The organism is Flavobacterium sp. (assembly GCF_044369455.1).
Taxonomy (GTDB): Bacteria; Bacteroidota; Bacteroidia; order Flavobacteriales; family Flavobacteriaceae; genus Flavobacterium.
On the sequence record NZ_JBIPLW010000001.1, the window covers coordinates 217,754 to 243,083 of the forward strand.

A 25,330-nucleotide genomic window follows, 5' to 3' on the forward strand; every position below is an offset into this window, starting at 1 on the left:
ACTATGAAAAATATTTTTTTAACCGTATTCCTTTTTGTTTGCATTGCTACAAATGCTCAGGATAAACCAAAAACACAAATTGTAGAAGCATCTTGTGGTCAATGCCAATTTGGTATGAAAGACAAAAAAGGATGTGATTTAGCTGTTCGAATTGACGGGAAATCTTATTTTGTTGAAGGCACCAAACTGGATTCTCATGGTGATGCTCATGCCGCAGACGGATTTTGTTCCACAATTAGAAAAGCAGAAGTGGTTGGTGAGGTTAAAGACAACAAATTTATAGCTTCAAGTTTTAAACTTCTTCCAGTAGAAGGCCATGATGACCATAAAGGTCATAAACATTAAAAAAGTACAATCGTCCCGACTAAATCGGGACATTTTTTTAATCCAAATTAATTAAATTCACCATGAAAAATATAATTCTACACAAAGCCAACACGCGCGGTCATGCCAACCACGGATGGCTAAATGCGTATCATAGTTTTAGTTTCGCAAGTTGGTACAATCCAGAACGCGTTCAGTTTGGTGTTTTGCGCGTTCTAAACGATGACACTGTTGCATCTGGAATGGGGTTTGGTACCCATCCGCATGATAATATGGAAATCATTACCATCCCACTTGAAGGCGATTTGGCACACAAAGACAGTATGGGAAATGCCGAAACCATTAAAACTGGCGATATACAAGTGATGAGTGCTGGAACTGGAATTCAGCATAGCGAGTTTAATCCGAATGCCGATCACCATACAAAATTATTTCAAATTTGGTTGTTTCCAAAAGTTAGAAATGTGGCGCCACGTTACCAACAAATTACGTTAGACACTTCGGATAGACATAACAAATTACAACAAATTCTTTCACCCGATGCTGATGATGCTGGCGTTTGGATTTATCAAGACGCGTGGTTTCACATGGGTAATTTAGACAAAGGAACGACTATCGATTACAATCGAAAAAAAGTAGGCAACGGTTTGTATGTTTTTGTAATCAAAGGAAGCGTAAAAGTTGATGGTCAAGAATTAGAACAACGCGATGGTTTAGGCATAACCGATTTTGACAAAGTTTCTTTTGAAGCTACTTCGGATACGGAAGTTTTGCTGATGGAAGTTCCGATGGAACAATAAAATGACTTATAAAAAGTAAAATGAAAAAAATAATCGCGTTTGGCGGTTCGTCAAGCAAGAATTCCATCAACAAACAATTGGCTGTTTATGCCGCCAATTTATTTTCAAATGCAACAGTAGAACTATTAGATTTGAATGATTATGAAATGCCTATTTACTCTGTTGACCGAGAAAAAGAAAACGGTATTCACCCATTGGCACAACAATTTTACGATAAAATAGGAACTGCCGATTTATTGGTTATTTCTTTGGCAGAACACAATGGTGCTTATGCTTCGGCTTTCAAAAATATTTTGGATTGGGCATCAAGAATAAATAATAAAACCTTTCAGCAAAAACCCATGTTATTATTGGCTACTTCGCCAGGAGCAAGAGGTGGAAGCACGGTTTTGGAAATAGCGAAAATTAGATTTCCGTTTCAAGGTGCGGATTTGAAAGGCAGTTTTTCGTTGCCTAATTTTAATGAAAACTTTGATTCTGTAAAAGGTATAATCAACCCAGAACTGAAAAATCAATTGATGGAGATTGTGAATATTTTTAGTTCTAACACTATTTGAACGGGTTTTTTTAAAAAATAAGGATAGATAACAAACCATTAAGGAATTAAGCTAATTAAGGCTTTATGAAACTTAATTTCTTAATGGTTTTATTGTTGCAATTTTGTTTTTTATAAATGTTTTCTAATTTATAATATCCACTAGTTTCGTAGTAGAACCCTATTTTTGATTTCTATTTAACTAAACCGCCACCACTTTTTACTTTTTCAACCTCAATATCGGTGTTTTCTTTTTGTAGTTTTAGGTTTCCAAAATTATACGTCAACGATATTCTAAAAACCCTACTGTCCTGTTTTTGATAGAAGTTAGTGTTCAAGTTATTCCCGCCAACTAAAGCATTTATTTCGTTTGAATTGAAAACATCAAAACAATGCAATCCAACTTTGAGTTTATTATTCATAAATTCTTTGTTGAATGAAATGTCAAACTGTTGAATTGGTTTGGTGATTTTATAGATTTCCCAATTTCCACGGTCAAGTATAAAATAACTAATGGTGTTTTTGATATCCCAAGGCAAAATAAACTGTGCTTGTGTTGAATAGCTCCAAATGGCTTCGTTTGAATAAGGAAAGTCAAATCCACGAATGTCGTTTTTTACATAATTGATGTTTACAAAAATGTAATTCATCTTGTCTATATAATTCATTCGTTTTTGGAATTCTTCCTTTCCTTTGAAAAAATAATCTAAAGGAATTGGGAAACTAAAGTAAGCGCTAAAAGTATCAAATCGATCAAATTGTTGGAAGGTTTGATTGCTTATAGGTTCGGTTGCATCGGCATCGGCACTAAAAATAAATAAATTATTGTCTTTGGTTCGAGTAAAATTGGCACCAAGTTGTATGAATTGCAATGCGGTAATTTTAACCTCATAATTGTCAAAAAAAGTTGGGTCTAAAAATATATTTCCTTGCGAAGTATTGTATTGATCAAAACTAGAACTGTTGTTGGGATCTAGAGTGAAATAATTGGGTTGATTGATTTTTTTTGAATAATTTGCCGTTACATTTATATTGTCATTGACTTCATAAATTGCGCTAATGTTAGGAAACAAATTCGTATTTCTAAATTTAATTTTTCCGTCAACAGTGCTCGAAATTCGCTCTACATTAAAATCCTCAAAACGAAGCCCTAAAGTAAAATTGAATTTTTTGATTTTTTTTCTTGCTTCCGCATAAAAAGCTAAGTTGTTCTCGCTGTAATCGAAAACTATTCTGTTTACCGTTGGGCTATTGATAAAATAATCGCCAATATTATCAACTTTCAAAATATTGTATTTCCCACCTGTGGTAATCGAAAACTTATATTTTTCAAATGGAATTGTAAAGTCATATTTCAAATAATAATTTTTTAAATCAAAATCAGAATTTCCATCGTTAAAGAAACTTTCATTCGAAATTAAATCTGTTGCATCCGAAGTTGAAATTGGATTTCTATGAAACAAGTTTCCAAAACCTGTGACATCCAACGTTCTTCCAATAGTGTCTAGCTTTGTTTTGTATTGAATACTCAGTTCGTGATTTTGGTTTTTAGTTTTAGTTACCCCATTATTTAGATAATCAATGTCATCTGATTGGGTAGTGGCATCAAAAACGTTTCTATCATTGCCCAAATTCATATTATAATTTAAGAGAATATTACTTTTTTTAGAAAGCTTATAATTTGTTCCAGTTCGCCAGTACAGATTTCGTTGTGTTGTTACCGAAAAATTTTCTTGCCGCATTACTATATCAGGCGAAAAAGCCGTAAAGGTTTGATCGCTAATTGTTCTGTTTTCGCTGTCAATATAATTATAGCCAAGCATAGTCTGCCAACTCAAGTCTTTTTCTTTGCCGTTCAAAAGAATTTGTGGGCTTGGTTTTTGGTATTTATTAAAATTGTAATTGAGATTAAAACTGGCATTTATTCCTTTCAACCTTTTGGAACTTGTAATAATATTGATGATAGAACCGCTGGCATTGGCATCAAAAGCTGCACCTGGATTGTAAATCAGTTCCACTTTTTCGATGGCATTTGCTGGTAACGAGGAAAGATAATTTTGCAAATCTTGACCAGTCAAAGTGCTGGGAGCATTGTCAATATAGATGGCAACACCTTTTCCATTTAAAGTCAATCCACCATTAGGAGAGGTAATTACACCCGGAAGTTTTTTTACTGCTTCCAAAGCATTTCCGGTGCTAAGCATTGGATTTTCTTTAATGCTGATGGTAGTTTTGTCCGATTCAACTTTAATGTATTGTCGTTTGTTGCCATAAATGGTAACACCTTCCAATTCGTTGATGTTTTTGTTTTTAATAGTGTCGTTTACACTAGTGTTTTCTTTGTTTTTCTCGGTTTCTTGAGCAAAAAAGGTGGTGGATACTAGAACGAGAACAGCGGTACATAATGATTTCATTTTGATTTTTGATTTTTTTGATTGATGATTACTTAAAAGACGTTTAAAAAAGAAAATTGTTACAAAATATTTTTTAAGTAACTATAATTTTACCTTAATTCCATAAAAAATTTATAGTCAATTTTTATATTCTGATGACAAAAAATGGAGTGAATGAGTACAAAAGAATTAAACCCAAATTTCACCAATGCACACAAATTATGGCAAAGCTTGTGCTACGGACAATAATCGCAAGCGTACTAGTGAAGCAATTAGTTTTGAATAAGACACGAGCAATAGCTAACTGGGGAAGCAATTGCGAAAAAACAGTTATATTGGGCTATTTTATAGGGGAAATTGGTATCACTTCAATTTTAAATTCAAATTGTCAAAACTAGTCACATCAATTACTTGTTCGTTATCAATATCAAAAGAAACTTTGACACTATCACCAACAACAGTAACTGGAATTTCGTTAGAAACTTGTGACGAACCCACAAAAATATTGGGGTAATCTTTTATAGTAAAATAGTAGAAACTATTACCGTTTTTTACATCACTTTGAATTCTTTTAATTACCGATGAGATTGACTTTTTAGAAGCAACATTCGATGGATTAATTTTGTTTCCAGCCATATTGTATACGCTTTTAAACAAGGTAAGCGTTTCGCGCATCGAGTTTCCAACTCCAACAATGGTATAGTCGTTTATTGCTACCATTGCATACATTTTTACCAAACCGCCATCGTCTTTCAAAGTCATTACATAGGTTGGAATTCCATTGATATTATAGGGAATTGGCAACGATGCTTTATATCCTTTTTCTTGAACTTTGCCCTCTGCTGAACTTTGAGCTGCAAATTCGGTTGCGCCACTTTGTTTGTAAAAGGTAGTTTCTTTGGTTCGTGTATCAACCAATACAAAACCAACGGCACTTTCATCACTTCCTACCGAGGTTAATCCTGTGTACCAATAGGATTTATCATTTTGTCCATACACTAAAGTCAAACCTTCGGTGATTTGTAATTTATTGGTGTTTGAAAAATTCCAATATCCATTGACATATTCTCCCCAATCGTTCAATTGATCTTCGATAAATTCTGCTGGCTGAATTCTATCGACCCAACTTGGCGAGTTTTGAATAGAATAATTTTGAATTGCGCCCGTTTGAGCATCAACTACAACAATTCCAGTAGTATTTTTTCCCGAAAATCCAATCTCTTTAGTATAAGTTGTAATTACCCAAAAAGGATTTCCTTTTTCATCTATCTCAAAAGTAAAATCGGCTAGACCAACAGATGCAAATCCATTAAAATAAACATGTCGGTGAATATCACTTTGAAAATAAGCATTCGGTTGGAATTTTATTCTCAATGGTTTTCCGTCTATTTCTTGCACTAACTTAACATCGCGTTCGTTTGTTGCCGAAACCATTACATATCCGGGAGTTCCTTCTTTATTATTGAGCCATTTAAAAAATCCTGAGTGCAATAATGGTGCAATCCAATAGAGTTCATTATTAACTTTTTGAATAGAAAACTTCCCTAACTCAATTTGACTTCCCAATGCAGGTTGTGAACCAATGATTTTTTCACCCAATAAATATGCCAAATCTTGATCTACAACACGAATTTTATCTAATGAAATTGGAGCAATATGTTTTGATAATTTTTGACCATTTTCAACCTTTCCAATCATTTTCTGATAACTACCCGTGTGAAAAATTGTCGCCGTAGTAAATAATGGAATTACGGTTAGATATACCAAAATCAAACCCATCAAGATTAGCAAGTATTTACCAGGTCTTGAACCTATTGTAAATTTCTTTCCAGAATTGTCGACTTTAATTCCAAGAGAAATGAAAAAATAAATAAACAATAACAATAACGTTATGAATCCTATTCCATAGAAACCGTATTGCAAAACAGGCAAGTTTAAATAAAATAACAAGAACCCAATAACTAAAAGAATTAAAATAAGTACTGCTTTTTTCATGATTGATATTTTTATGCTTATACGTCGCTTACTAATTAAAAAGTTACAATTAATCATAAATATAGCACTACACCCGTTGGGTGTAATTATTAAAGAATAAGTTAAAAAAAATTAAACACATAGAAACATAGAAAATAAGAGTGATATAGCCCATTTCATGGGTTCAGATAGCTATGATTTTCTTAATATAAGTGCAACGCCTTTTAAAATTCAGAAAATCTATGTTTCTATGTGTTTAAAAAAAATAGAAAATAAATTACACCAAACTGTTTACTACTATTGATTGTATGTTTTAAATTAGTAATTTTGTTTACTTTTAGACAGCAAATAACCTTTCAGTATCGAAGAGATGCTGAAATAAATTCAGTATTAATGAAAGCATACGTTTTCCCTGGACAAGGAGCACAATATACCGGAATGGGTAAAGACTTATACGAGAATTCGGCTTTAGCCAAAGAACTTTTCGAAAAAGCCAACGATATTCTAGGATTCCGAATTACTGATACCATGTTTGAAGGAACAGCTGAAGAATTAAAAGAAACCAAAGTTACCCAACCAGCAGTTTTTTTACATTCCGTTATTTTGGCAAAAACACTAGATAACTTCAAACCAGATATGGTTGCAGGACATTCGTTAGGCGAATTTTCTGCCTTGGTTGCTAATGGTGCTTTGTCGTTTGAAGACGGATTAAAATTAGTCTCACAACGTGCTTTGGCCATGCAAAAAGCGTGCGAAATTGCTCCATCAACTATGGCAGCCGTTTTAGGATTGGACGACAAAATTGTAGAAGAGGTTTGTGTGTCTATTGATGGTGTTGTTGTAGCTGCCAATTATAATTGCCCGGGGCAACTAGTGATTTCGGGCGAATTTTCGGCTGTAGAAAAAGCTTGTGAAGCGATGAAAGCTGCTGGAGCTAAACGCGCTTTGTTATTACCAGTTGGGGGTGCCTTTCACTCACCCATGATGGAACCCGCCAGAGAGGAATTGGCTGCAGCCATTGAAGCAACAACGTTCTCCACTCCTATTTGTCCAGTATATCAAAATGTGACCGCCACTGCTGTCACGTCTGCCGAGGAAATCAAGAAAAATTTAATTATTCAATTGACGGCACCTGTAAAATGGACGCAATCAGTACAACAAATGATTAAAGATGGTGCCACCAGTTTTACGGAAGTGGGTCCAGGGAAAGTGTTGGTTGGATTGGTCAATAAAATTGATAAAGAAATAGAAACGATTTCGGCTTACTACATTTAAAAAATACAATTTTGAAATCGCCATAAACAAGAAGTTTGCGTAAGCAAACACCAATGAAAATTGAGCGATTCCATATAACCTTAAAAAAACAAATAGTATCTACATATGAAAAAAATAATCTTATCACTAGCGTTTGTAGCTCTATTAGCCAGCTGCCAAGACAAAACAAAAGAAAAATTAGATGAAGCCAAAGACGCTATAACCAAAGAGGTGACAACCTCTATTGACTCAGCTAAGATAAAAGCTGAAGCTAAACTAGATACTTTGAAAGACAAAGCCAACTCCAAAGTAGACAGCTTAAAACTAAAAAGTGCTGAAAAAATAGAAAAGGCTACAAAAAAATTAAAAGAGGCTGTAAACAAGTAAAATAACATCCCTGTTTGGGCAAGGACGTTTTTTAAACCAACTATTAGGAGTTTTAACTTCTAATTTTTTGTTCCCAGTTCCAAGCAGAAGACAAGGCTTCTTCAAGCGATGATTTGGCTTTCCAACCAAGAACAGTATTTGCTTTATCGGTATTGGCATAGGCAGCAATAACATCGCCTTCTCTTCTACCAACAATTTTATACGGTAATTTTTGACCCGAAACTTTTTCAAAAGCACTAATAACTTCTATGACCGAGCTTCCTCTTCCAGTGCCTAAATTAAAGGTTTCAACGTTCTCTAAATTTTGCTTTTTCAATAGCCGTTGTAATGCAATTACATGCGCTTTTGCCAAATCAACTACGTGAATATAATCTCGAATGCAAGTTCCATCAGGTGTCGGATAATCATTCCCATAAACCGAAAGCTCTTTTCGTAAACCAAATGCAGTTTGTGTTATGAATGGCACTAAATTTTGTGGAATTCCAAGTGGCAATTCTCCAATTTCAGCACTAGAATGTGCTCCAATTGGATTAAAATAGCGTAATAGAATAGAATTGATATTGCTTACTTTGGCAACATCTGTTATTATTTCTTCACCAATTTGTTTGGTATTCCCATAAGGTGAATTTGCTGGTTGAACAGTGGCGTCTTCGGTAATTGGCATTTTTTCTGCTTGGCCATAAACGGTGCAAGAAGAACTAAAAATAAAATTTGACTGTGTTAAATGTATTAGTTCCTGCAAAATATACACTAATGAATTAATGTTATTTTCATAATACAACAAAGGATTTTCAACACTCTCTCCTACTGCTTTAGAAGCCGCAAAATGAATTATTCCAGTAATATCGTTGTGCTTTTTGAAGAAATATTGAACTGCTGATTTATCTCTTAAATCAATGTTTTCGTAATGTGGTTTTGTTCCTGTGATTCTATGAATGCCTTCAAGTACTTCAATAGATGAATTAGAGAGATTGTCAATAACAACCACTTCAAAACCTTCATTTTGAAGTTCAACAACCGTGTGTGAACCAATAAACCCTAAACCTCCTGTTACTAAAACTTTATTCATATGTATTATTTAGCCCCGACCTGCCTGCCGACAGGCAGGTTGCAGCGGGAACTAGCTCCTAATTAAAATACTCTAAAACGCTATTAGTAATAAATTTAATTTGTTCATCATCTAATTCGGTATGCATAGGCAGGGAAATTACCTCTTTAACCAATTGATTGGTTATCGGAAAATCTTCTTCCTTATAACGTGTATCGGCATAGGCTTTTTGAGAATGCAATGGAATTGGGTAATAAATAGCACATGGAATTCCTTTATCTAATAAATGTTGCATCAATGCATCTCTATCAGCATTAATAATTCGAAGTGTATATTGATGAAAAACATGGCAGTCACAAATAGCACAAATACTTGGCGCGATAATGTTTTTATGCCCTTCAAATGCTGCTGAATATTTACGAGCCGCATCTTGACGTGCTTTTCCAAAGGCATCCAAAAAGGGTAATTTAGCATTTAAAACTGCCGCTTGAATGCTATCTAAACGCGAGTTTACACCAACCACATCATGGTGATAACGAATATACATTCCGTGATTTACAATTCCACGCATGGTATGTGCCAAAGCATCATCATTGGTAAAAATTGCACCACCATCACCATAACATCCTAAATTTTTAGAAGGAAAAAATGAGGTTGATGCTACGTGACCGATAGTTCCTGCTTTCTTTTTGGTACCATCAGAAAATTTGCAATTGGCACCAATAGCTTGAGCATTATCTTCGATTACAAACAAATTGTGTGCTGCCGCAATTGTCATAATAGCTTCCATATTTGCTGCTCTTCCGAACAAGTGAACCGGAACGATTGCTTTCGTTTTTGGCGTAATGGCTTTCTTTATTGCATCTATTGAAATATTCATATTAACAATATCCACATCAACCAATACGGGAGTTAATTGTAACAAAGCTATTACCTCGACGGTTGCGGCAAAGGTAAAATCGGCTGTGATTACTTCGTCTCCGGGCTGCAATCCCAATCCCATCATTGCTATTTGTAATGCGTCTGTTCCGTTAGCACATGGAATAACATGTTTTACATCAAGATATTCTTCGAGATTTTTTTGAAATTTATGAACTTCTGGTCCATTAATATAGGTTGTTGAATCTAAAACTTCTTGAATAGACGCATTAACTGTTACTGCTATTTTATCGTATTGACTTTTTAAGTCAACCATTTGAATTTTTTTCATGCTACTAAAATATAAGTGGCAAAAGTAATAAATTCTACAGTAGAATATCCTATTCGGTAAAAGAAACGTATTTTAGCGCAACAAATTTTTGAGGATGCTTTTGCTATACACTATTTTGCTTTATTTAGCTTCACAGATTTTGAAATTGTTGGCGCTTTTTAGCCCAAAAATAAAGTTATTTGTAGAGGGAAGAATTCCTGTTTTTGAGACTTTAGCGAGCAAAATCAAGCCAGAAGATAGAACCATTTGGTTTCATGCTGCCTCTTTAGGCGAATTTGAGCAAGGATTGCCGGTGATGGAAAAAATTAAAGTACAATTTCCAAAGCATAAAATCATAGTCACCTTTTTTTCTCCTTCGGGTTATGAAGTTCGAAAAAATAATACTATTGCTGATGTTACTGTTTATTTACCTTTGGACACTAAATCAAATGCGAAGCAATTTCTAGAACTCGTTCACCCTGATTTGGTTTTCTTCATCAAATATGAATATTGGCCGAATTATTTAAATGAATTAAAATATCTTGGCATCAAAACCTATTTGATTTCGGGCGTTTTTAGAGAAAACCAGGCGTTTTTTAAGTGGTATGGTGGGTTTTATAGAAGTGCATTAAAAACTTTTAATTACTTTTTTGTCCAAAATGAAAGTTCAAAAAAATTACTGCAATCATTAGGATATCAAAATGTAAAAATCTCAGGAGACACAAGATTTGACAGAGTGGTTTCTATTTTAGAACGAGATAATTCTTTAGATTTTATTGAAAATTTCAAAAACAAAAGCACTACCGTTGTCATTGGAAGTTCATGGCCAAAAGATGAAAGTTTATTGGTAGATTATATTAACAAAAGTAATGAAAAAGTAAAGTTCATAATTGCCCCACATAATATTAAAGCAAAACAAATTCAAGAGTTGAAAAATTCCATTACAAAAAAAGCAATTTTGTTTTCGGAAAAGTCAACTATAGATTTAATGTTGTATGATGTATTAATTGTTGATACGATTGGAATCCTGACCAAAATATACAGTTACGCCGATATTGCTTATGTTGGTGGTGGATTTGGAAATCCCGGAGTTCATAATCTTCTAGAACCCGCAACTTTTGGAATTCCGATTGTGATTGGACCCAACTATTCTCATTTTGCAGAAGCTATAGCTTTAGTTCATCAAGAAGGTTGTGTTTCTATTAAAAATCAAAACGAATTGAATGATGCTTTTTCAAATTTAATTACCAATGATGATATTCGCCACGAAAAAGGCCATATTTGTGCCACTTTTGTTCAGATGAATAAAGGCGCGACCGAAATAATATTAAATCAAATTGAAAACAATAAATAAATAATAGATCCCTAAATATTTAAGACTATGAAATTTTTAAGATTACTTCTTTTACTTGTATTTGTTCAAAGTAGTGCGCAACAAGGTGGCATGTGGATTCCTTCCTTATTAAAGGGAATGAACGAAAGCGAAATGAAAAACCTTGGTATGAAAATTACGACTGAACAAATTTATTCTATAAACAAATCGAGTATAAAAGATGGCGTTCCGCAATTTGATAACAAGTGTACTGCCGAAGTTATTTCAGACAAAGGACTTATCTTAACCAATCACCATTGTGGTTTTGATGCGATACAAAATCACTCTAGTGTTGAACATGATTATATCACAGACGGTTTTTGGGCCTACAAAATGGAAGATGAATTGCTTAACAAAGGAATGGTGGTCACTTTTGTGGTGCGTATTGATGATATTACAACAAAAGTTTTAGAGGGTACTTCTTCATTAACTGAAGTGGAAAAACAAAAGAAAATTCAGGAAAATATTGCGTTACTTACAAAAACATTGCCTAAAGACACCTGGCAAGAAAACCTAATTAAGACTTTTTATTACGGAAATCAATATTTGAATTTTGTAATCGAAACCTATAAAGACATCCGATTGGTTGGCGCTCCACCAAGCTCTATTGGAAAATTTGGTGATGTTACTGATAACTGGGTTTGGCCAAGGCATACTGGAGATTTTTCATTATTCAGAATTTATGCGGACAAGAATAATCTACCTGCGGAATATTCTACAGAAAATGTTCCCTATAAACCTAAATACTATTTTCCAATTTCTATCAAAGGTTTAAAAGAAAATGATTTTACTATGGTTTTGGGGTATCCGGGAACTACTCAAGAATACCTGCCTTCTTATGCTGTTGAACAAATTGTAAATAATATCGACCCCACAAAAATTGAGCTTCGTGATGTAACGCTAAAGGTTCAAGATGGCTTTATGCGAAAAGACAATGCAATTAAAATTCAATATGCTGCTAAGAATGCCACTATTGCCAATGCATGGAAAAAATGGATGGGAGAAATTAAAGGATTGAAAAAAGCGAATGCAATTGGTGCCAAACAAAAATTTGAGAGAGAATTTCAAGAAAAAGTATTAAAATTAGGGAAGGAAACAGAATACGGAAATTTGTTGTCTGATTTTGAGAAAAATTACGCAGAAATTAAAGATTATGCTTTAGCAAAAGCCTATTGGGATGAAACCGTTATCAGAAATGGCGAAATTCTCTCTATTGCATATAAGTTATATCAATTAGAAAAACTATACGAAACCAAAGGGGAACAAGCTTTCAACGATAGGAGAAATACTTTAGTAAATGGCTGGGGTGAATTTTATAAAGATTTTAATCCTGAAGTGGATCAAAAAGTTTTTGAACAGTTAATTACTATCTATAGTAAAAAATATCCTAAACAGTTTTTACCTAATTCTATAGAAAACATAAATGCGGAAAGTCTAGCTAATGAAATATTTACAAAATCTCAATTAGTAACTTTTGAAAAAGTAAAAGAATTATTAACTGGTGATGTTAAAGCAGTTATAGAAAAATTAAACAACGATAAAGCTTTTCAAATAACAAAAACTATTGCCGATTCACATATTAAAAATGTGGCGCCAAAATTTGATGAACTTAATTTAAAAATCTTAGCAACCCAAAGAACATATATGAAAGCCATTTTGGAACTGTTCCCCAATAATAGGATTTTTCCAGATGCAAATAGTACACTTCGAGTAACCTACGGAAAAATAAAAGGATACAAACCGAGTGATGCAGTAGTTTATGAACCATTTACCTATCTTGATGGTGTCATGGAAAAATACATTCCTGGCGATTATGAATATGATGTTTCCAAAAAACTAATCGACCTATATAATAAAAAAGATTACGGAATTTATGGTGTAAAAGGTAAAATGCCACTAGATTTTATAGCTACAAACCATACGACAGGAGGAAATTCTGGAAGCCCTGCATTAGATTCAAAAGGTAATTTAATTGGTTTGAATTTTGATAGGGTTTGGGAAGGAACTATGAGTGATATATACTATTCTCCTGAAATTTGTCGAAATATTATGGTTGATATACGTTATGTATTGTTCATCATTGATAAGTTTGCTGGAGCTGAAAACTTAATCAAAGAATTAAAAATCATTTCTTCAGAGAAAAAAATAAAAAATTAAGGCGAAATTAGGGTTTGGCATGATTGTTGTAAAGAAATTGTTGAAGTAAAATGTGGGTTTTTTAAAAAATATTAAAAATTTATTTTAACCTATTAAAAAATTTATATCTTTGCCTCGAATTAATAATTAACCTTTTATAATTAAGTAAGATGAAAAAAGTATTTTTAAGTTTAGCTGTTATCGCTGCATTAACTGTAGTATCTTGTAAACAAGCTGATGCTAACGCTGAAGCTGCTACCGATTCAACTGCTGTTGAAGCTGTTGATTCAGTTGTTGCTCCTGTTGTTGATTCAGTTGTTGCTCCTGTTGATTCAGTTGCTGCAAAAGTTGAAGCTGCTGTTGAAGAAGTAAAAAAATAATTAGAAAACACTAATTGTTTTAAAAGATTTAAAGCCACGCCATGCGTGGCTTTCTTTTTTAAATTAATTAATAAAAAAATTTATAAAACAAAAAAGCCTCTAACTAAAGTTAGAGGCTTTTGTACTCAGAGCGGGACTTGAACCCGCACGAACATTGCTGTTCACTGGATTTTAAGTCCAGCGTGTCTACCAATTTCACCATCCGAGCGTTAAAATTTTTGATAGTTTAATTTTTAAAAAAAATTAATTTAAATACACTCACCATCCGAGCGTTAAAATTTTTGATGGTTTAATTTTTAAAAAAAATTAATTAAATACACTCACCATCCGAGCGTTAAAATTTTTGATGGTTTAATTTTTAAAAAAAATTAATTAAATACACTCACCATCCAAGATTTATACGTTATAAAGATTTCATTTTAAAAACGAATCCATCATAACGTTATTTTGAGCGAAAAACGGGGCTCGAACCCGCGACCTCGACCTTGGCAAGGTCGCGCTCTACCAACTGAGCTATTTTCGCATATACAATATTTGTTAGAACTGCAATGCTTGTAGCGTATTGCGGATGCAAATGTAATACTAAAATTGAATTATACAAACCTTTTTTTGAAAAAACAACTAGAAAATTTAATCCGTTGATTAGCAAAAACTCCCGTAGTAGTTTACTTTTTTAACAAAATCTTTTTCAACTCATTTAGCTTCATCAATGCTTCAACTGGAGTCAAAGTATTAATATCTAAACTCAAAATATCTTCTCTGATTTCTTCTAATAAAGGATCGTCTAAATTAAAAATATTGAGTTGCATATCCTCTTTAGAAGATTTAATCGTATTAAGTGCATCACTGGAGTGATTTTTTTCTAATTTCTTTAGAAGTTTTTGTGCTTTTTGTATAACCGTTTGCGGCATTCCCGCCATTTTTGCCACATGAATACCAAAACTATGAGCACTTCCACCTTTTACTAACTTTCTTATAAAAAGTACGGTTTCTTTTAATTCTTTTACCGAAACATTATAATTCTGGATTCTCGGCAACAATTCACTCATTTCATTTAACTCGTGATAGTGAGTCGCAAATAATGTTTTTGGTCTAGCGGGATTTTCATGAAGAAATTCAGCGATTGCCCATGCAATTGAAATTCCATCATAAGTACTGGTTCCTCGTCCGATTTCGTCAAGCAAAACCAAACTTCTTTCGGAGATATTATTTAATATTGAGGCGGTTTCATTCATTTCTACCATAAAAGTAGATTCGCCCATCGAAATATTATCACTAGCTCCTACTCTGGTGAAAATTTTATCTACAATTCCCATCCTAACTTTCTCAGCAGGAACAAAGCTTCCCATTTGGGCCAATAAAACAATCAACGCAGTTTGTCTTAAAATAGCGGATTTTCCAGACATATTTGGACCCGTAATCATAATGACTTGTTGTGATTCTCTATCCAGAAAAACATCATTCGGCACATACGGAACGCCGACTGGAAGTTGTTTTTCAATAACCGGATGACGACCATTAATAATTTCTAATTCAAAAGAATCATCCAAAATTGGACACACATAATCATTTTCGATAGCCAATTGAGCAAAGGAAATTAGACAATCCAATTGTGCAATTAAAGTAGCATTCAACTGCACTTGTTTTATATAAGTAGAAATCCAGCTAACCAATTGTTCAAACAAATGACTTTCGATTTGATGAATTTTCTCTTCAGCACCTAAAATTTTGGTTTCGTATTCTTTTAATTCTTCGGTAATATAGCGTTCCGCATTCACCAAGGTTTGCTTTCTGATCCATTCAGCCGGAACTTTGTCTTTATGAGTGTTTCTAACTTCGATATAATATCCAAAAACATTATTAAAAGAAATTTTTAGAGAGGAAATTCCCGTAATTTCAGATTCTCGCTTTTCAATTCCCTCTAGAAACTCTTTTCCAGAAAAAGCGATGCTTCTTAATTCATCCAATTCTGAATGCACTCCAATTGCAATGGCATTTCCTTTTGCAATAGCTACAGGAGCATCTTGATTTAAGGTGGTTTTTATTTTTTCGCGAAGCAAATCGCATGCATGTAAACTATCCCCAATGATTCGAACTGCTTCCTGTTTACTTTCTAAAGCAATCATTTTAATCGGAATAATAGCATCTAATGATTCTTTTAAATAAATAACTTCTCTTGGTGAAATTTTCCCGGTCGCTACTTTAGAAATTAAACGTTCTAGATCAGAAATCTGTTTGATTTGGTATTGCATTTTTTGAAAAACTTCCTCATTCTCTTTCAAAAAAGAAACCACTTCATGACGGCTTCTTATTTTATGGATGTCTTTTAAAGGCAAGGCCAACCAACGTTTCAATAATCGCGAACCCATTGGCGAGAGTGTTTTGTCGATTACATCAAGTAAAGTAACTGCATTTTGAGAATGACTGTGATACAATTCTAAATTTCGAATCGTAAAACGATCCATCCAAATATAGGCATCTTCAGCAATTCGCTGAATACTGTTAATATGCTGAACTTTATTATGCTGTGTTTCGGACAAATAATACAAAATAGCTCCAGATGCAATAATTCCATCTAGCATTTCTTCTATACCATAGCCCTTTAATGAATTGGTTTGAAAATGGTTTTTTAATGTTTCCGTAGCATAATCTTCTTTATAAACCCAATCTTCCAGGAAAAATACATTGAATCTATCTCCAAATATTTCTTTGAACTGATTGCGATTATTTTTTTGTATCAGAATTTCACTTGGACTAAAATTTTGTAACAGTTTGTCAATGTACTCTTCGTTGCCTTGAGATGTTAAAAATTCTCCTGTAGAAACATCCAAAAAAGAAACTCCTAATTGTTTTTTTCCAAAATAAACAGATGCCAAAAAATTATTTGATTTTGATTGCAAAACCTCATCATTCATAGAAACTCCCGGAGTCACTAATTCGGTTACGCCTCGCTTAACAATGGTCTTTGTCATTTTTGGATCTTCCAATTGGTCACAAATAGCAACTCGAAGTCCGGCTTTAACCAATTTTGGTAAATAAGTGTTTAAAGAATGGTGCGGAAATCCGGCTAAGGCAGTTTCGGTTTCGCTTCCAGCTCCGCGTTTGGTTAAAACAATTCCTAGTATCTTTGATGCTCTAATGGCATCTTCTCCAAATGTTTCATAAAAATCCCCTACTCTAAACAACAAACAAGCATCGGGATATTTTCTTTTTATCTCGTTGTATTGTTTCATTAAAGGAGTTTCTTTCGAAGAAGTATCTTTGGCTGCCAATGAATTTGAAATTAATTACGTGGTAGCGAATTTAAATATTTTAGAATGATTAGAACTCTTAAAAAAAATTAATTTAATATTAAGATAAAAAAAATGATACCACTTTCTTTTTTAAATAGATTTGTATCAGAAACATAAAAACTTTTAAAAATGAAAAAATTAATACTATTAGCTGCAATTACTGTTTTCGGTGTTGCAACAACAAGTGCACAAACAGCAAAAAAAGTTGTAAAAAAAGAAACTACTGCTACTAAAGTAGAAACTCCAAAAGTTGATGGCGCAGGATTGGTTTTCGAAAATGAAACCATTGATTATGGTACAATTCCTCACAATGCAGATGGTAACAGAGAATTTGTATTTGTAAACAACGGTAATAAACCATTAAAAATAGAAAGTACACAAGGTTCATGTGGCTGTACTGTACCTACAAAACCAGAAGGTGATATTCTTCCGGGTGGAAAGGGTACAATCGGTGTAAAATATGACACTACCAGAGCCGGAGCGTTTACAAAAACAGTTACTGTAAAATCGAACGCAACAGGACAAGAAACAAAAGTACTTACAATAAAAGGAACTGTTCTACCTGCTCCTCCAACTGATGCTGCTGCTCCGACAAAAAGCTAAAATTACTTAATTATAATTCTAAAAACTCGTCTCGTTTAAAAAACAAGACGAGTTTTTTTTTGAATATCTTTGCTAGTCGAAACCAAAAGTTAAATTATCGATATAAAAAAATGCGAAAGCTAGAAAACACAGAATTAGAAAGGAAATCGGTTGAAGATTTTAAAGAAGCCATAAAAACTCCTTTGATACTCGTGCTCGACGATATCAGAAGCTTACATAATATTGGTTCTGTATTTAGGACTTCAGATGCTTTTTTGATTGAAAAAATTTATCTGTGTGGTATAACTGCAATTCCACCCAACAAAGAAATTCACAAAACCGCTCTTGGCGCCACCGAAACAGTGAATTGGGAATATCAAAAAGATGTTTTAAGTGTGATTGAAAAACTAAAAAAAGAAACTGTTGCCGTGTTTGCTATAGAACAAGTTGAAAACGCTATTTTTCTTCAAGATTTTACAACAGAAAAAGGCAAAAAATATGCTTTAGTTTTTGGCAATGAAGTGTATGGTGTTTCTCAAAAAGCAATTGAACTTTGTGACGGATCAATTGAAATTCCTCAATTAGGCACAAAACATTCTTTGAATATTTCTGTAAGTGCTGGAATTGTGGTGTGGGATTTATTTCAGAAAATGAACTATTGACCTGAAATTTTATTCTGAATTTCATTTAATATAAATACATAATCTTCCTGATTGCTTTGAAAATCTCTATCAGTAACATCAATGATTAATACATTTAAATTCTTTTGTGATTTGATATAATCTAAATAACCATTATTGATTTTATCCAAATACGCTGCCGGAATTTCTTGTTCGTAACTTCTCCCTCGTTCCTTAATATTAATTAAAAGTCGTTCCGTACTTTGATAGAGATAAATATACAAATCGGGCTTGGGCATCTCTTTATAAATAATATCAAACATCGTTTTATACAAACGGAATTCATCTTCCGCAAGCGTAACTTTTGCAAATATTAAAGATTTGAAAATGTGATAATCCGCAACGATAAAATCTTTAAACAAATCAAACTGCGCCAAATCATCTGAAATCTGTTGGTACCTATCGGCCAAAAATGACATTTCCAACGGAAAAGCATAACGACTTTGATCTTCGTAGAATTTTGGCAAAAAAGGATTGTCCGCAAATCGTTCTAAAACTGATTTAGCATTGAAATCTTCTGCAAGTTTATTTGTCAATGTGGTTTTGCCTGCTCCAATATTTCCCTCGATAGCGATGTAATTAAAATGATCTAGTTTTAATTTAGCTATGGGTATATCTAGGTTTTGAATGTAGGTGCAATTGCTTTTATCTTCCGAAATTATAAGCAGTTCGTGTAAATACATTTGTAAGATGGGATGTCGCCAATCCAGATTCAAATCCTTCATCGGCAATAAAACAAACAACCGGTTTTGCATTTCAGGATGTGGCACTTGAAGCTTATCTGAAGTAATGATTTCTTCATCAAAAGCAATTACATCGATATCAATTATTCGAGATTGATATCCTTCTGCCTCCGAGCGCATTCTTCCTAAAGCTTCTTCAAGTAACAAACATTCATCTAATAATTGGTGCGCTGTTTTATGAGTATGCATCACCACAGCACAATTGTAAAATTTTTCACTTTCAAAACCCCAAGAAGGTGTTTCATAAAGCTTAGAAACTCTAATTAATGTTCCTATTTCATTATGCAGACCATCAATGCAAGACACAATGTTTTTAAGGCGATTGCCTTGATTTGTACCGATAGATAAAATGACTTGATGCTGCTTTTTCATGGAAGCACAAATTAACTAAAACTATTTTAGAATAATTACAAAAAACAACCGACTGTTAATAACATTTTCTCGACAATTAAAATCACAAAACTTCCCTAAATATAACGCGCTTCTGGTTAAAAGAGATTATTTTTGTTGGTAGTAATTTAAAGTAATCTATCATCTTATGCATAAGAAAATCTTAAAAATTGTTGGAATAATTTTATTGTTGTTCGTGATTTCAGCATTTGCTATTCCGTATTTCTTTAAAGATCAAATTAAAGCCCGAATTTTAACTGCAATCAATGAAAAAGTCGATGCCAAAGTAGCTTTCGCTGATGCCGATTTGAGTTTGTTCCGAAATTTTCCCAGCGCGAGTGTTTCGATAGAAAAATTATCCATCATCAACAAAGCACCTTTTGAAGGAGATACTTTAGTTTCATGTGAAGAATTAAATCTGAAAATGTCCGTTAAAGAATTATTTAATGGTGACAACGAACCAATGGATATTGATGGAATATCCTCCAAAAATGGTTTAATCAACATCATTTTCAATAAAGACGGTTTAGGAAATTATGACATCGCTTTAAAAGAGGATAAAAATGGCGACAATGTCAAAAGTAAACCACTTTCATTAAAAATAAAAGAGTATTCCGTTGCGAATTTCAAGTTCAAATATTATGATGAAAAATCAAAAATAAGAATGGTTTTAGACAGTATTAATCACGAAGGAACAGGCGATTTTGCTGCATCAAAATTGGATTTAGTAACTAAAACTACTACCAAAATTTCACTCGACATGGACAAAGTGAATTACATGAAAAATGTTGCACTTTCGCTTGATGCGACACTCGGAATTGATTTGGACAACAGTAAATATACACTCAAAGAAAATAAAGCTAAAATCAACGAATTGCCTTTAGAATTTGATGGTTTTATTCAAATGGTTGAAGCTGGACAAGAATATGATTTGAAATTTAAAACGCCAACCTCATCATTTAAAAACTTTTTGGGATTAATTCCAACTCACTATTCGAGTAATTTGAAAGACGTAAAAACGGATGGTGATTTCACCGTTGCAGGCTTTGCCAAAGGATTACTTTCAGCTACTACAGTACCAAAATTTAACATTGATATCGCATCCAATAATGCTTCGTTCCAATATCCAAATTTGCCGAAATCGGTTCGCAATATTATCATCGACACCAAAATCATCAACGAAACTGGTGTACTGAATGATACGTATGTTAATTTAGAAAAATTATCTTTTCAAATAGACCAAGATGTTTTCAATGCGAAAGCTACTATTAAAAACATTGCCGAAAATGCTTTAGTAGACGCCGCTCTAAAAGGAACCATTAATTTGGCTAATCTTACGAAAGCCTATCCTATAAAATTGGACAAACCGTTAACCGGAATTCTAAAAGCCGATGTTACTACAGTATTCGATATGCAATCGGTTGAAAAAAGTGATTATGCCCGAATTAAAAATGCAGGAACCATCGATTTGACTGGATTCAATTACACCGATGAAGATGGCAAAACCATGAAAATCAGTAGAGCCTTACTATCATTTGACCCAAGTCGCGTAAACTTGAAACAGTTTAATGCCGTTACCGGAAAAACTGATTTAGCTGTAAATGGTGTTCTAGAAAATTTCTACGGTTTGGTATTCAAAAATCAGGAATTGAAAGGAAATTTCAATCTGTTCTCGAATCAATTGGCCGTTAGCGATTTTATGACTTCCGAATCGGATGCAAAAAAAACTACCAAACCATCGGAAGCAATAAAGATTCCAGCATTTTTGAATTGCTCATTAACGGCAAAAGCCAATACAGTTTTGTATGATAATTTAGTTTTAAAAAATGTATCTGGAAAAGTCATCATCAAAGACCAAAAAGCAACCTTAGAAAATGGTAAAACCGATATTTTTGGTGGATCAATTTCGTTTAATGGAGACGTTTCTACTAAAGAAAAAATATCTAAATTTAATATGGATTTAGGGTTGAATAGCGTTGATATTTCACAAACATTTTCTCAATTGGATATGATGAAAAAAATTGCGCCAATTGCCGGAGTAATCAACGGAAAATTGAATTCTAAAATCAAACTTTCTGGAAATTTAAAAGATAAAGAAATGACGCCTGACTTGAATAGCATTTCAGGAGATTTATTAGGACAATTGTTGTCAACAACTGTAAATTCGAGTAATTCTGAGTTATTAAGTGCTTTAGATAATCAATTAAACTTTATCGATTTAAAGAAATTAAATTTGAATGATTTAAAAGCAGCGCTAACTTTTAAAGACGGTAAAGTAAATGTAAAACCTTTTGACATCATATATCAGGATATAAAAGCAACAATTGGTGGAACACATGGTTTTGATCAGACAATGAATTACAATCTTAAATTTGATGTTCCAGCAAAATATTTAGGTACAGAAATTAATAATTTGATAGGTAAATTAACCCCAGCCGATGCAAAAAGGGTAGAAAGTGTCCCTGTAAATGCATTCTTAACAGGGAATTTTACTAATCCGAAAATAACAACCGACATTAAACAAGCTACAACCAATTTAGCCACTAATTTGGTAAAACAACAAAAAGAAAAATTAATAAGCGGCGGAAGAGATGCTTTAAACAGCATTATTTCAAACGCTACAAAACCAAAAACAGATAGTACTAAAACCAACACAAGTACTAATGTGAAAAATACGGCTAAAGATTTACTCAATGGTTTGTTCAACAAAAAGAAAAAAGAAGAGACTAAGAAAGCGGAAACTTCAACACCGCCGGCGAAATAAACAAAAACCTCGTTCGTTTTCAAAGAGGTTTTTGTTTATAATTTAAAGTAACATTTCTAAAAAAGAAACCCCTAAAAATTTCCTTTTTACATACAGTCTTCTACCTTTGTAGCGATCAAAACAACCACCATGCACAAAGACAGTAAACGACGGGAAGCGCTTTTATACCACGCCAAACCTACTCCAGGGAAAATTCAAGTGGTGCCAACCAAAAAATATGCTACACAAAGAGATTTATCCTTAGCCTATTCACCAGGTGTTGCCGAACCTTGTTTGGAAATAGCAAAAGACGTAAACAATGTTTATAAATATACTTCCAAAGGAAATTTAGTAGCTGTAATTAGTAATGGAACAGCCGTATTAGGATTGGGAGATATTGGTCCGGAAGCCTCAAAACCCGTTATGGAAGGGAAAGCATTGCTTTTCAAAATCTTTGCTGATATTGATGTTTTTGATATTGAAGTAGACACCAAAGATGTAGATGCATTTATTGAAACGGTTAAAAATATTGCGCCCACTTTTGGGGGAATCAATCTAGAAGATATTAAAGCGCCTGAATCTTTTGAAATCGAAAGGCGTTTGGTAGAAGAACTGAATATCCCTGTAATGCACGATGACCAGCATGGTACTGCTATAATTTCGGCAGCAGCCTTATTAAACGCTGTCGAATTGGCCGAAAAGAAAATGGATGAAATAAAAATGGTGATTTCGGGAGCGGGTTCTGCAGCAATAGCTTGTGCCAATCTTTATGTTTCTTTTGGGGTAAAACAAGAAAATATCCTAATGTTTAATAGCAAAGGAGCTCTTCAAAAAAATGACCCAAAAATTTCAGAAAATCAAAAAAAATATGCCTCGGATAAAGTCATTTCCCTACTTGAAGCCATGGTTGGAACCGATGTCTTTGTTGGATTATCGACAGGCGATATTGTTACTCCTGAAATGCTATTAGGAATGGCAAAAAATCCAATCGTTTTTGCAATGGCTAATCCAAATCCAGAAATAAAATATGATTTGGCCATAAAAACCAGAAGAGACATCATTATGGCAACCGGTCGTTCAGATCATCCAAATCAAGTAAATAATGTACTTGGGTTTCCCTATATTTTTAGAGGTGCTTTAGATGTTAGAGCTACTAAAATTAATGAGGAAATGAAAAAAGCTGCTGTAATTGCTTTGGCAGAATTGGCTAAAGAATCAGTTCCTGAACAAGTGAATATAGCTTATGGTGAAACCAAACTTAATTTTGGTAAAGACTATATTATTCCAAAACCATTCGACCCAAGGTTGATTGCTAAAATTCCACCTGCTGTAGCAAAAGCAGCAATGGAATCGGGAGTGGCATTGCATCCAATTACCGATTGGGGAAAGTATGAGGAAGAATTACTTGAACGTTTGGGTTCAGATAACAAAATGGTTCGATTGTTAACTAACCGAGCAAAAACAGACCCGAAACGTGTTGTATTTGCAGAAGCCGATCATTTAGATGTTTTAAAAGCGGCACAAATTGCTTATGAAGAAGGCATTGCCATTCCAATTTTGCTAGGAAATAAAGAAGTGATTTTGGAACTCAAAGAAGAATTGGGGTTTGATGCCGATGTGGCAATTTTTGATCCAAAAACAAAAGAAGAAGATAAACGTCGATTAAAATATGCTGATATTTATTGGAAGTCTAGACAACGTAGAGGAATTTCGTTACTCGATGCCCAAAAATGGATGCGTGAACGAAACTATTTTGCCGCCATGATGGTGAATGAAGGTGATGCAGACGCTATGGTTTCGGGATATTCCAGAAGTTATCCATCAACCGTAAAACCATTAATGCAATTGATAGGGAAAGCTCCAGGTATTACTTTGATTGCTACAACCAATATGATGATGACCAATCGCGGCCCTATGTTTTTATCGGATACAGCAATCAATCCAAACCCAACTTCTGATGAATTGGCAAAAATTGCTTTGATGACGGCAAAGACTGTAAGAATGTTTGGAATGGAACCCGTAATTGCCATGGTATCATTCTCTAATTTTGGTTCATCTTCACATGAAAGTGCTAATAAAGTGAGAGAAGCTGTTGCTTATTTACATAAATATTATCCCGATTTAATTGTCGACGGAGAAATTCAAACCGATTTTGCTTTAAATGCTGAGATGCTGAAAGCTAAATTTCCATTTTCAAAATTAGCTGGAAAAAAAGTAAACACTTTAATTTTCCCAAATTTAGAAGCCGCAAATATTACCTACAAGCTTTTGAAAGAATTGTACAAAGTAGATTCTATCGGACCAATCATGCTAGGAATGGAAAAAGCGGTACATATTTTCCAATTAGGCGCAAGTGTGGAAGAAATGGTCAATATGGTTGCCGTTTCGGTTGTTGATGCACAAGAAAAAGAGAAGAGAAAAAAAATGTCAGCCAAATAATTATAATATTATTATTCAGATATTGCGCACAAATTTTTCCAATTGAAGAATTTTGCTATATTTGAAATTAGATTTTAGTAAAAATGATTGCACACATTCAAGGGAAATTAGTTGAAAAGTCACCTACTGAAGTTGTAATAGACTGTAATGGTGTAGGGTATCACATTAACATTTCCTTGCATACTTACTCACTTCTTCCCAATACCGATTTTATTAAATTATTTACACATCTTCAAATAAAAGAAGATGCCCATTCTTTGTTTGGTTTTATGGAAAAATCAGAAAGAGAATTGTTTAAATTATTACTTTCAGTTTCAGGAATTGGGGCAAGTATTGCTAGAACAATGTTGTCTTCATTAGATCCAAAGCAAATAATTCACGCTATTGGTAATGGTGATGTTGTTACGATTCAATCTATTAAAGGAATTGGAAGTAAAACGGCACAACGTGTGATTTTAGATTTGAAAGAAAAAGTATTGAAAATATATGATTTAAATGAAATTTCAATGGCACAACACAATATTTCCAGAGAAGAATCGTTATCTGCTTTAGAGGTTTTGGGTTATATTAGAAAAAATGCCGAAAAAGTGGTGGATAAAATCATCCTAGAAAACCCAGAAGCTGGAGTTGAGACCATAATTAAACAAGCATTAAAAAATTTATAATTC

Annotated in this window: 19 protein-coding genes and 2 tRNA genes; 13 read left to right on the top strand and 8 right to left on the bottom strand. The window is 33.5% G+C overall.

Translation table 11 applies throughout. The features are described from left to right. Positions 1 to 3: 3 nt before the first annotated feature. The 3 genes from ACIQ2L_RS00980 to ACIQ2L_RS00990 all read left to right on the top strand — a co-directional run bounded on the left by ACIQ2L_RS00980 (position 4) and on the right by ACIQ2L_RS00990 (position 1,681). Positions 4 to 345 (top strand): DUF6370 family protein, encoded by a 342-nt coding sequence (locus tag ACIQ2L_RS00980; RefSeq protein ID WP_396155549.1) that lies wholly within the window; start codon positions 4 to 6, stop codon positions 343 to 345. Between the two features lie 62 nt (positions 346 to 407). Then, positions 408 to 1,124: a pirin family protein gene (locus tag ACIQ2L_RS00985; RefSeq protein ID WP_396155551.1), complete on the top strand. Its 717-nt coding sequence runs from the start codon at positions 408 to 410 to the stop codon at positions 1,122 to 1,124. Between the two features lie 20 nt (positions 1,125 to 1,144). After that, complete coding sequence (locus ACIQ2L_RS00990; RefSeq protein ID WP_396155552.1) at positions 1,145 to 1,681, top strand: NADPH-dependent FMN reductase; 537 nt, start codon at positions 1,145 to 1,147, stop codon at positions 1,679 to 1,681. Positions 1,682 to 1,853: 172 nt separating this feature from the next. Here the strand turns inward: ACIQ2L_RS00990 and ACIQ2L_RS00995 are convergent, their stop codons facing one another. Beyond that, positions 1,854 to 4,073 (bottom strand): TonB-dependent receptor domain-containing protein, encoded by a 2,220-nt coding sequence (locus ACIQ2L_RS00995; protein ID WP_396155554.1) that lies wholly within the window; start codon positions 4,071 to 4,073, stop codon positions 1,854 to 1,856. Positions 4,074 to 4,415: 342 nt separating this feature from the next. Next, positions 4,416 to 6,047, bottom strand: coding sequence for a hypothetical protein (locus ACIQ2L_RS01000; protein ID WP_396155556.1), 1,632 nt, complete (start codon positions 6,045 to 6,047; stop codon positions 4,416 to 4,418). Positions 6,048 to 6,419: 372 nt separating this feature from the next. Between ACIQ2L_RS01000 and fabD the strand changes: the two genes are divergently transcribed. Beyond that, entirely contained in the window at positions 6,420 to 7,301 is an 882-nt protein-coding gene (fabD, locus tag ACIQ2L_RS01005) for an ACP S-malonyltransferase (protein ID WP_396155558.1), read from the top strand. A gap of 105 nt (positions 7,302 to 7,406) precedes the next feature. Then, positions 7,407 to 7,667 (top strand): hypothetical protein, encoded by a 261-nt coding sequence (locus ACIQ2L_RS01010; RefSeq protein ID WP_396155560.1) that lies wholly within the window; start codon positions 7,407 to 7,409, stop codon positions 7,665 to 7,667. 52 nt (positions 7,668 to 7,719) lie between these two features. Here the strand turns inward: ACIQ2L_RS01010 and galE are convergent, their stop codons facing one another. Then, the gene (galE, locus tag ACIQ2L_RS01015; RefSeq protein ID WP_396155562.1) at positions 7,720 to 8,736 is read right to left on the bottom strand and encodes a UDP-glucose 4-epimerase GalE; all 1,017 of its coding nucleotides are present in this window, start codon (positions 8,734 to 8,736) and stop codon (positions 7,720 to 7,722) included. Between the two features lie 58 nt (positions 8,737 to 8,794). Beyond that, positions 8,795 to 9,925, bottom strand: coding sequence for a DegT/DnrJ/EryC1/StrS family aminotransferase (locus ACIQ2L_RS01020; protein ID WP_396155564.1), 1,131 nt, complete (start codon positions 9,923 to 9,925; stop codon positions 8,795 to 8,797). Between the two features lie 94 nt (positions 9,926 to 10,019). Here ACIQ2L_RS01020 and ACIQ2L_RS01025 point away from each other — a divergent pair, with 94 nt between their 5' ends. From ACIQ2L_RS01025 to ACIQ2L_RS01035, 3 genes are all read left to right on the top strand, one after another. Beyond that, positions 10,020 to 11,258, top strand: coding sequence for a 3-deoxy-D-manno-octulosonic acid transferase (locus tag ACIQ2L_RS01025; protein WP_396155566.1), 1,239 nt, complete (start codon positions 10,020 to 10,022; stop codon positions 11,256 to 11,258). Between the two features lie 27 nt (positions 11,259 to 11,285). Next, on the top strand, positions 11,286 to 13,433 hold the full coding sequence (locus tag ACIQ2L_RS01030; protein ID WP_396155568.1) for a S46 family peptidase: 2,148 nt from the start codon (positions 11,286 to 11,288) through the stop codon (positions 13,431 to 13,433). A 149-nt stretch (positions 13,434 to 13,582) separates the two neighbouring features. Further along, complete coding sequence (locus ACIQ2L_RS01035; RefSeq protein WP_396155570.1) at positions 13,583 to 13,792, top strand: hypothetical protein; 210 nt, start codon at positions 13,583 to 13,585, stop codon at positions 13,790 to 13,792. 122 nt (positions 13,793 to 13,914) lie between these two features. Here ACIQ2L_RS01035 and ACIQ2L_RS01040 read toward each other — a convergent pair. From ACIQ2L_RS01040 to mutS, 3 genes are all read right to left on the bottom strand, one after another. Continuing rightward, positions 13,915 to 14,000: transfer RNA gene (locus tag ACIQ2L_RS01040), tRNA-Leu, on the bottom strand. A 242-nt stretch (positions 14,001 to 14,242) separates the two neighbouring features. Next, positions 14,243 to 14,315, bottom strand: a tRNA-Gly gene (locus tag ACIQ2L_RS01045). Between the two features lie 142 nt (positions 14,316 to 14,457). Continuing rightward, positions 14,458 to 17,025: a DNA mismatch repair protein MutS gene (mutS, locus tag ACIQ2L_RS01050; protein WP_396155572.1), complete on the bottom strand. Its 2,568-nt coding sequence runs from the start codon at positions 17,023 to 17,025 to the stop codon at positions 14,458 to 14,460. A 189-nt stretch (positions 17,026 to 17,214) separates the two neighbouring features. Here mutS and ACIQ2L_RS01055 point away from each other — a divergent pair, with 189 nt between their 5' ends. Both ACIQ2L_RS01055 and ACIQ2L_RS01060 read left to right on the top strand, forming a co-directional pair. Next, the gene (locus tag ACIQ2L_RS01055; protein WP_396155574.1) at positions 17,215 to 17,688 is read left to right on the top strand and encodes a DUF1573 domain-containing protein; all 474 of its coding nucleotides are present in this window, start codon (positions 17,215 to 17,217) and stop codon (positions 17,686 to 17,688) included. A gap of 110 nt (positions 17,689 to 17,798) precedes the next feature. Next, positions 17,799 to 18,329, top strand: a complete 531-nt coding sequence (locus ACIQ2L_RS01060) for an RNA methyltransferase (protein ID WP_396155576.1) — start codon at positions 17,799 to 17,801, stop codon at positions 18,327 to 18,329. On the opposite strand, the gene folK is transcribed toward ACIQ2L_RS01060, so the two are convergent. Further along, positions 18,323 to 19,462 carry a 2-amino-4-hydroxy-6-hydroxymethyldihydropteridine diphosphokinase gene (gene folK, locus ACIQ2L_RS01065; RefSeq protein ID WP_396155578.1) on the bottom strand — a complete coding sequence of 380 codons (1,140 nt, stop codon included), beginning with the start codon at positions 19,460 to 19,462 and terminating at the stop codon, positions 18,323 to 18,325. The two genes, ACIQ2L_RS01060 and folK, sit on opposite strands and share 7 nt — an antisense overlap. Before the next feature lie 166 nt (positions 19,463 to 19,628). Here folK and ACIQ2L_RS01070 point away from each other — a divergent pair, with 166 nt between their 5' ends. From ACIQ2L_RS01070 to ruvA, 3 genes are all read left to right on the top strand, one after another. Then, positions 19,629 to 22,244 carry an AsmA-like C-terminal region-containing protein gene (locus tag ACIQ2L_RS01070; protein ID WP_396155579.1) on the top strand — a complete coding sequence of 872 codons (2,616 nt, stop codon included), beginning with the start codon at positions 19,629 to 19,631 and terminating at the stop codon, positions 22,242 to 22,244. Between the two features lie 129 nt (positions 22,245 to 22,373). Next, the gene (locus ACIQ2L_RS01075) at positions 22,374 to 24,662 is read left to right on the top strand and encodes an NADP-dependent malic enzyme (protein WP_396155581.1); all 2,289 of its coding nucleotides are present in this window, start codon (positions 22,374 to 22,376) and stop codon (positions 24,660 to 24,662) included. Positions 24,663 to 24,745: 83 nt separating this feature from the next. Continuing rightward, complete coding sequence (gene ruvA, locus ACIQ2L_RS01080; protein ID WP_396155583.1) at positions 24,746 to 25,327, top strand: Holliday junction branch migration protein RuvA; 582 nt, start codon at positions 24,746 to 24,748, stop codon at positions 25,325 to 25,327. The last annotated feature ends 3 nt before the right edge of the window (positions 25,328 to 25,330 follow it).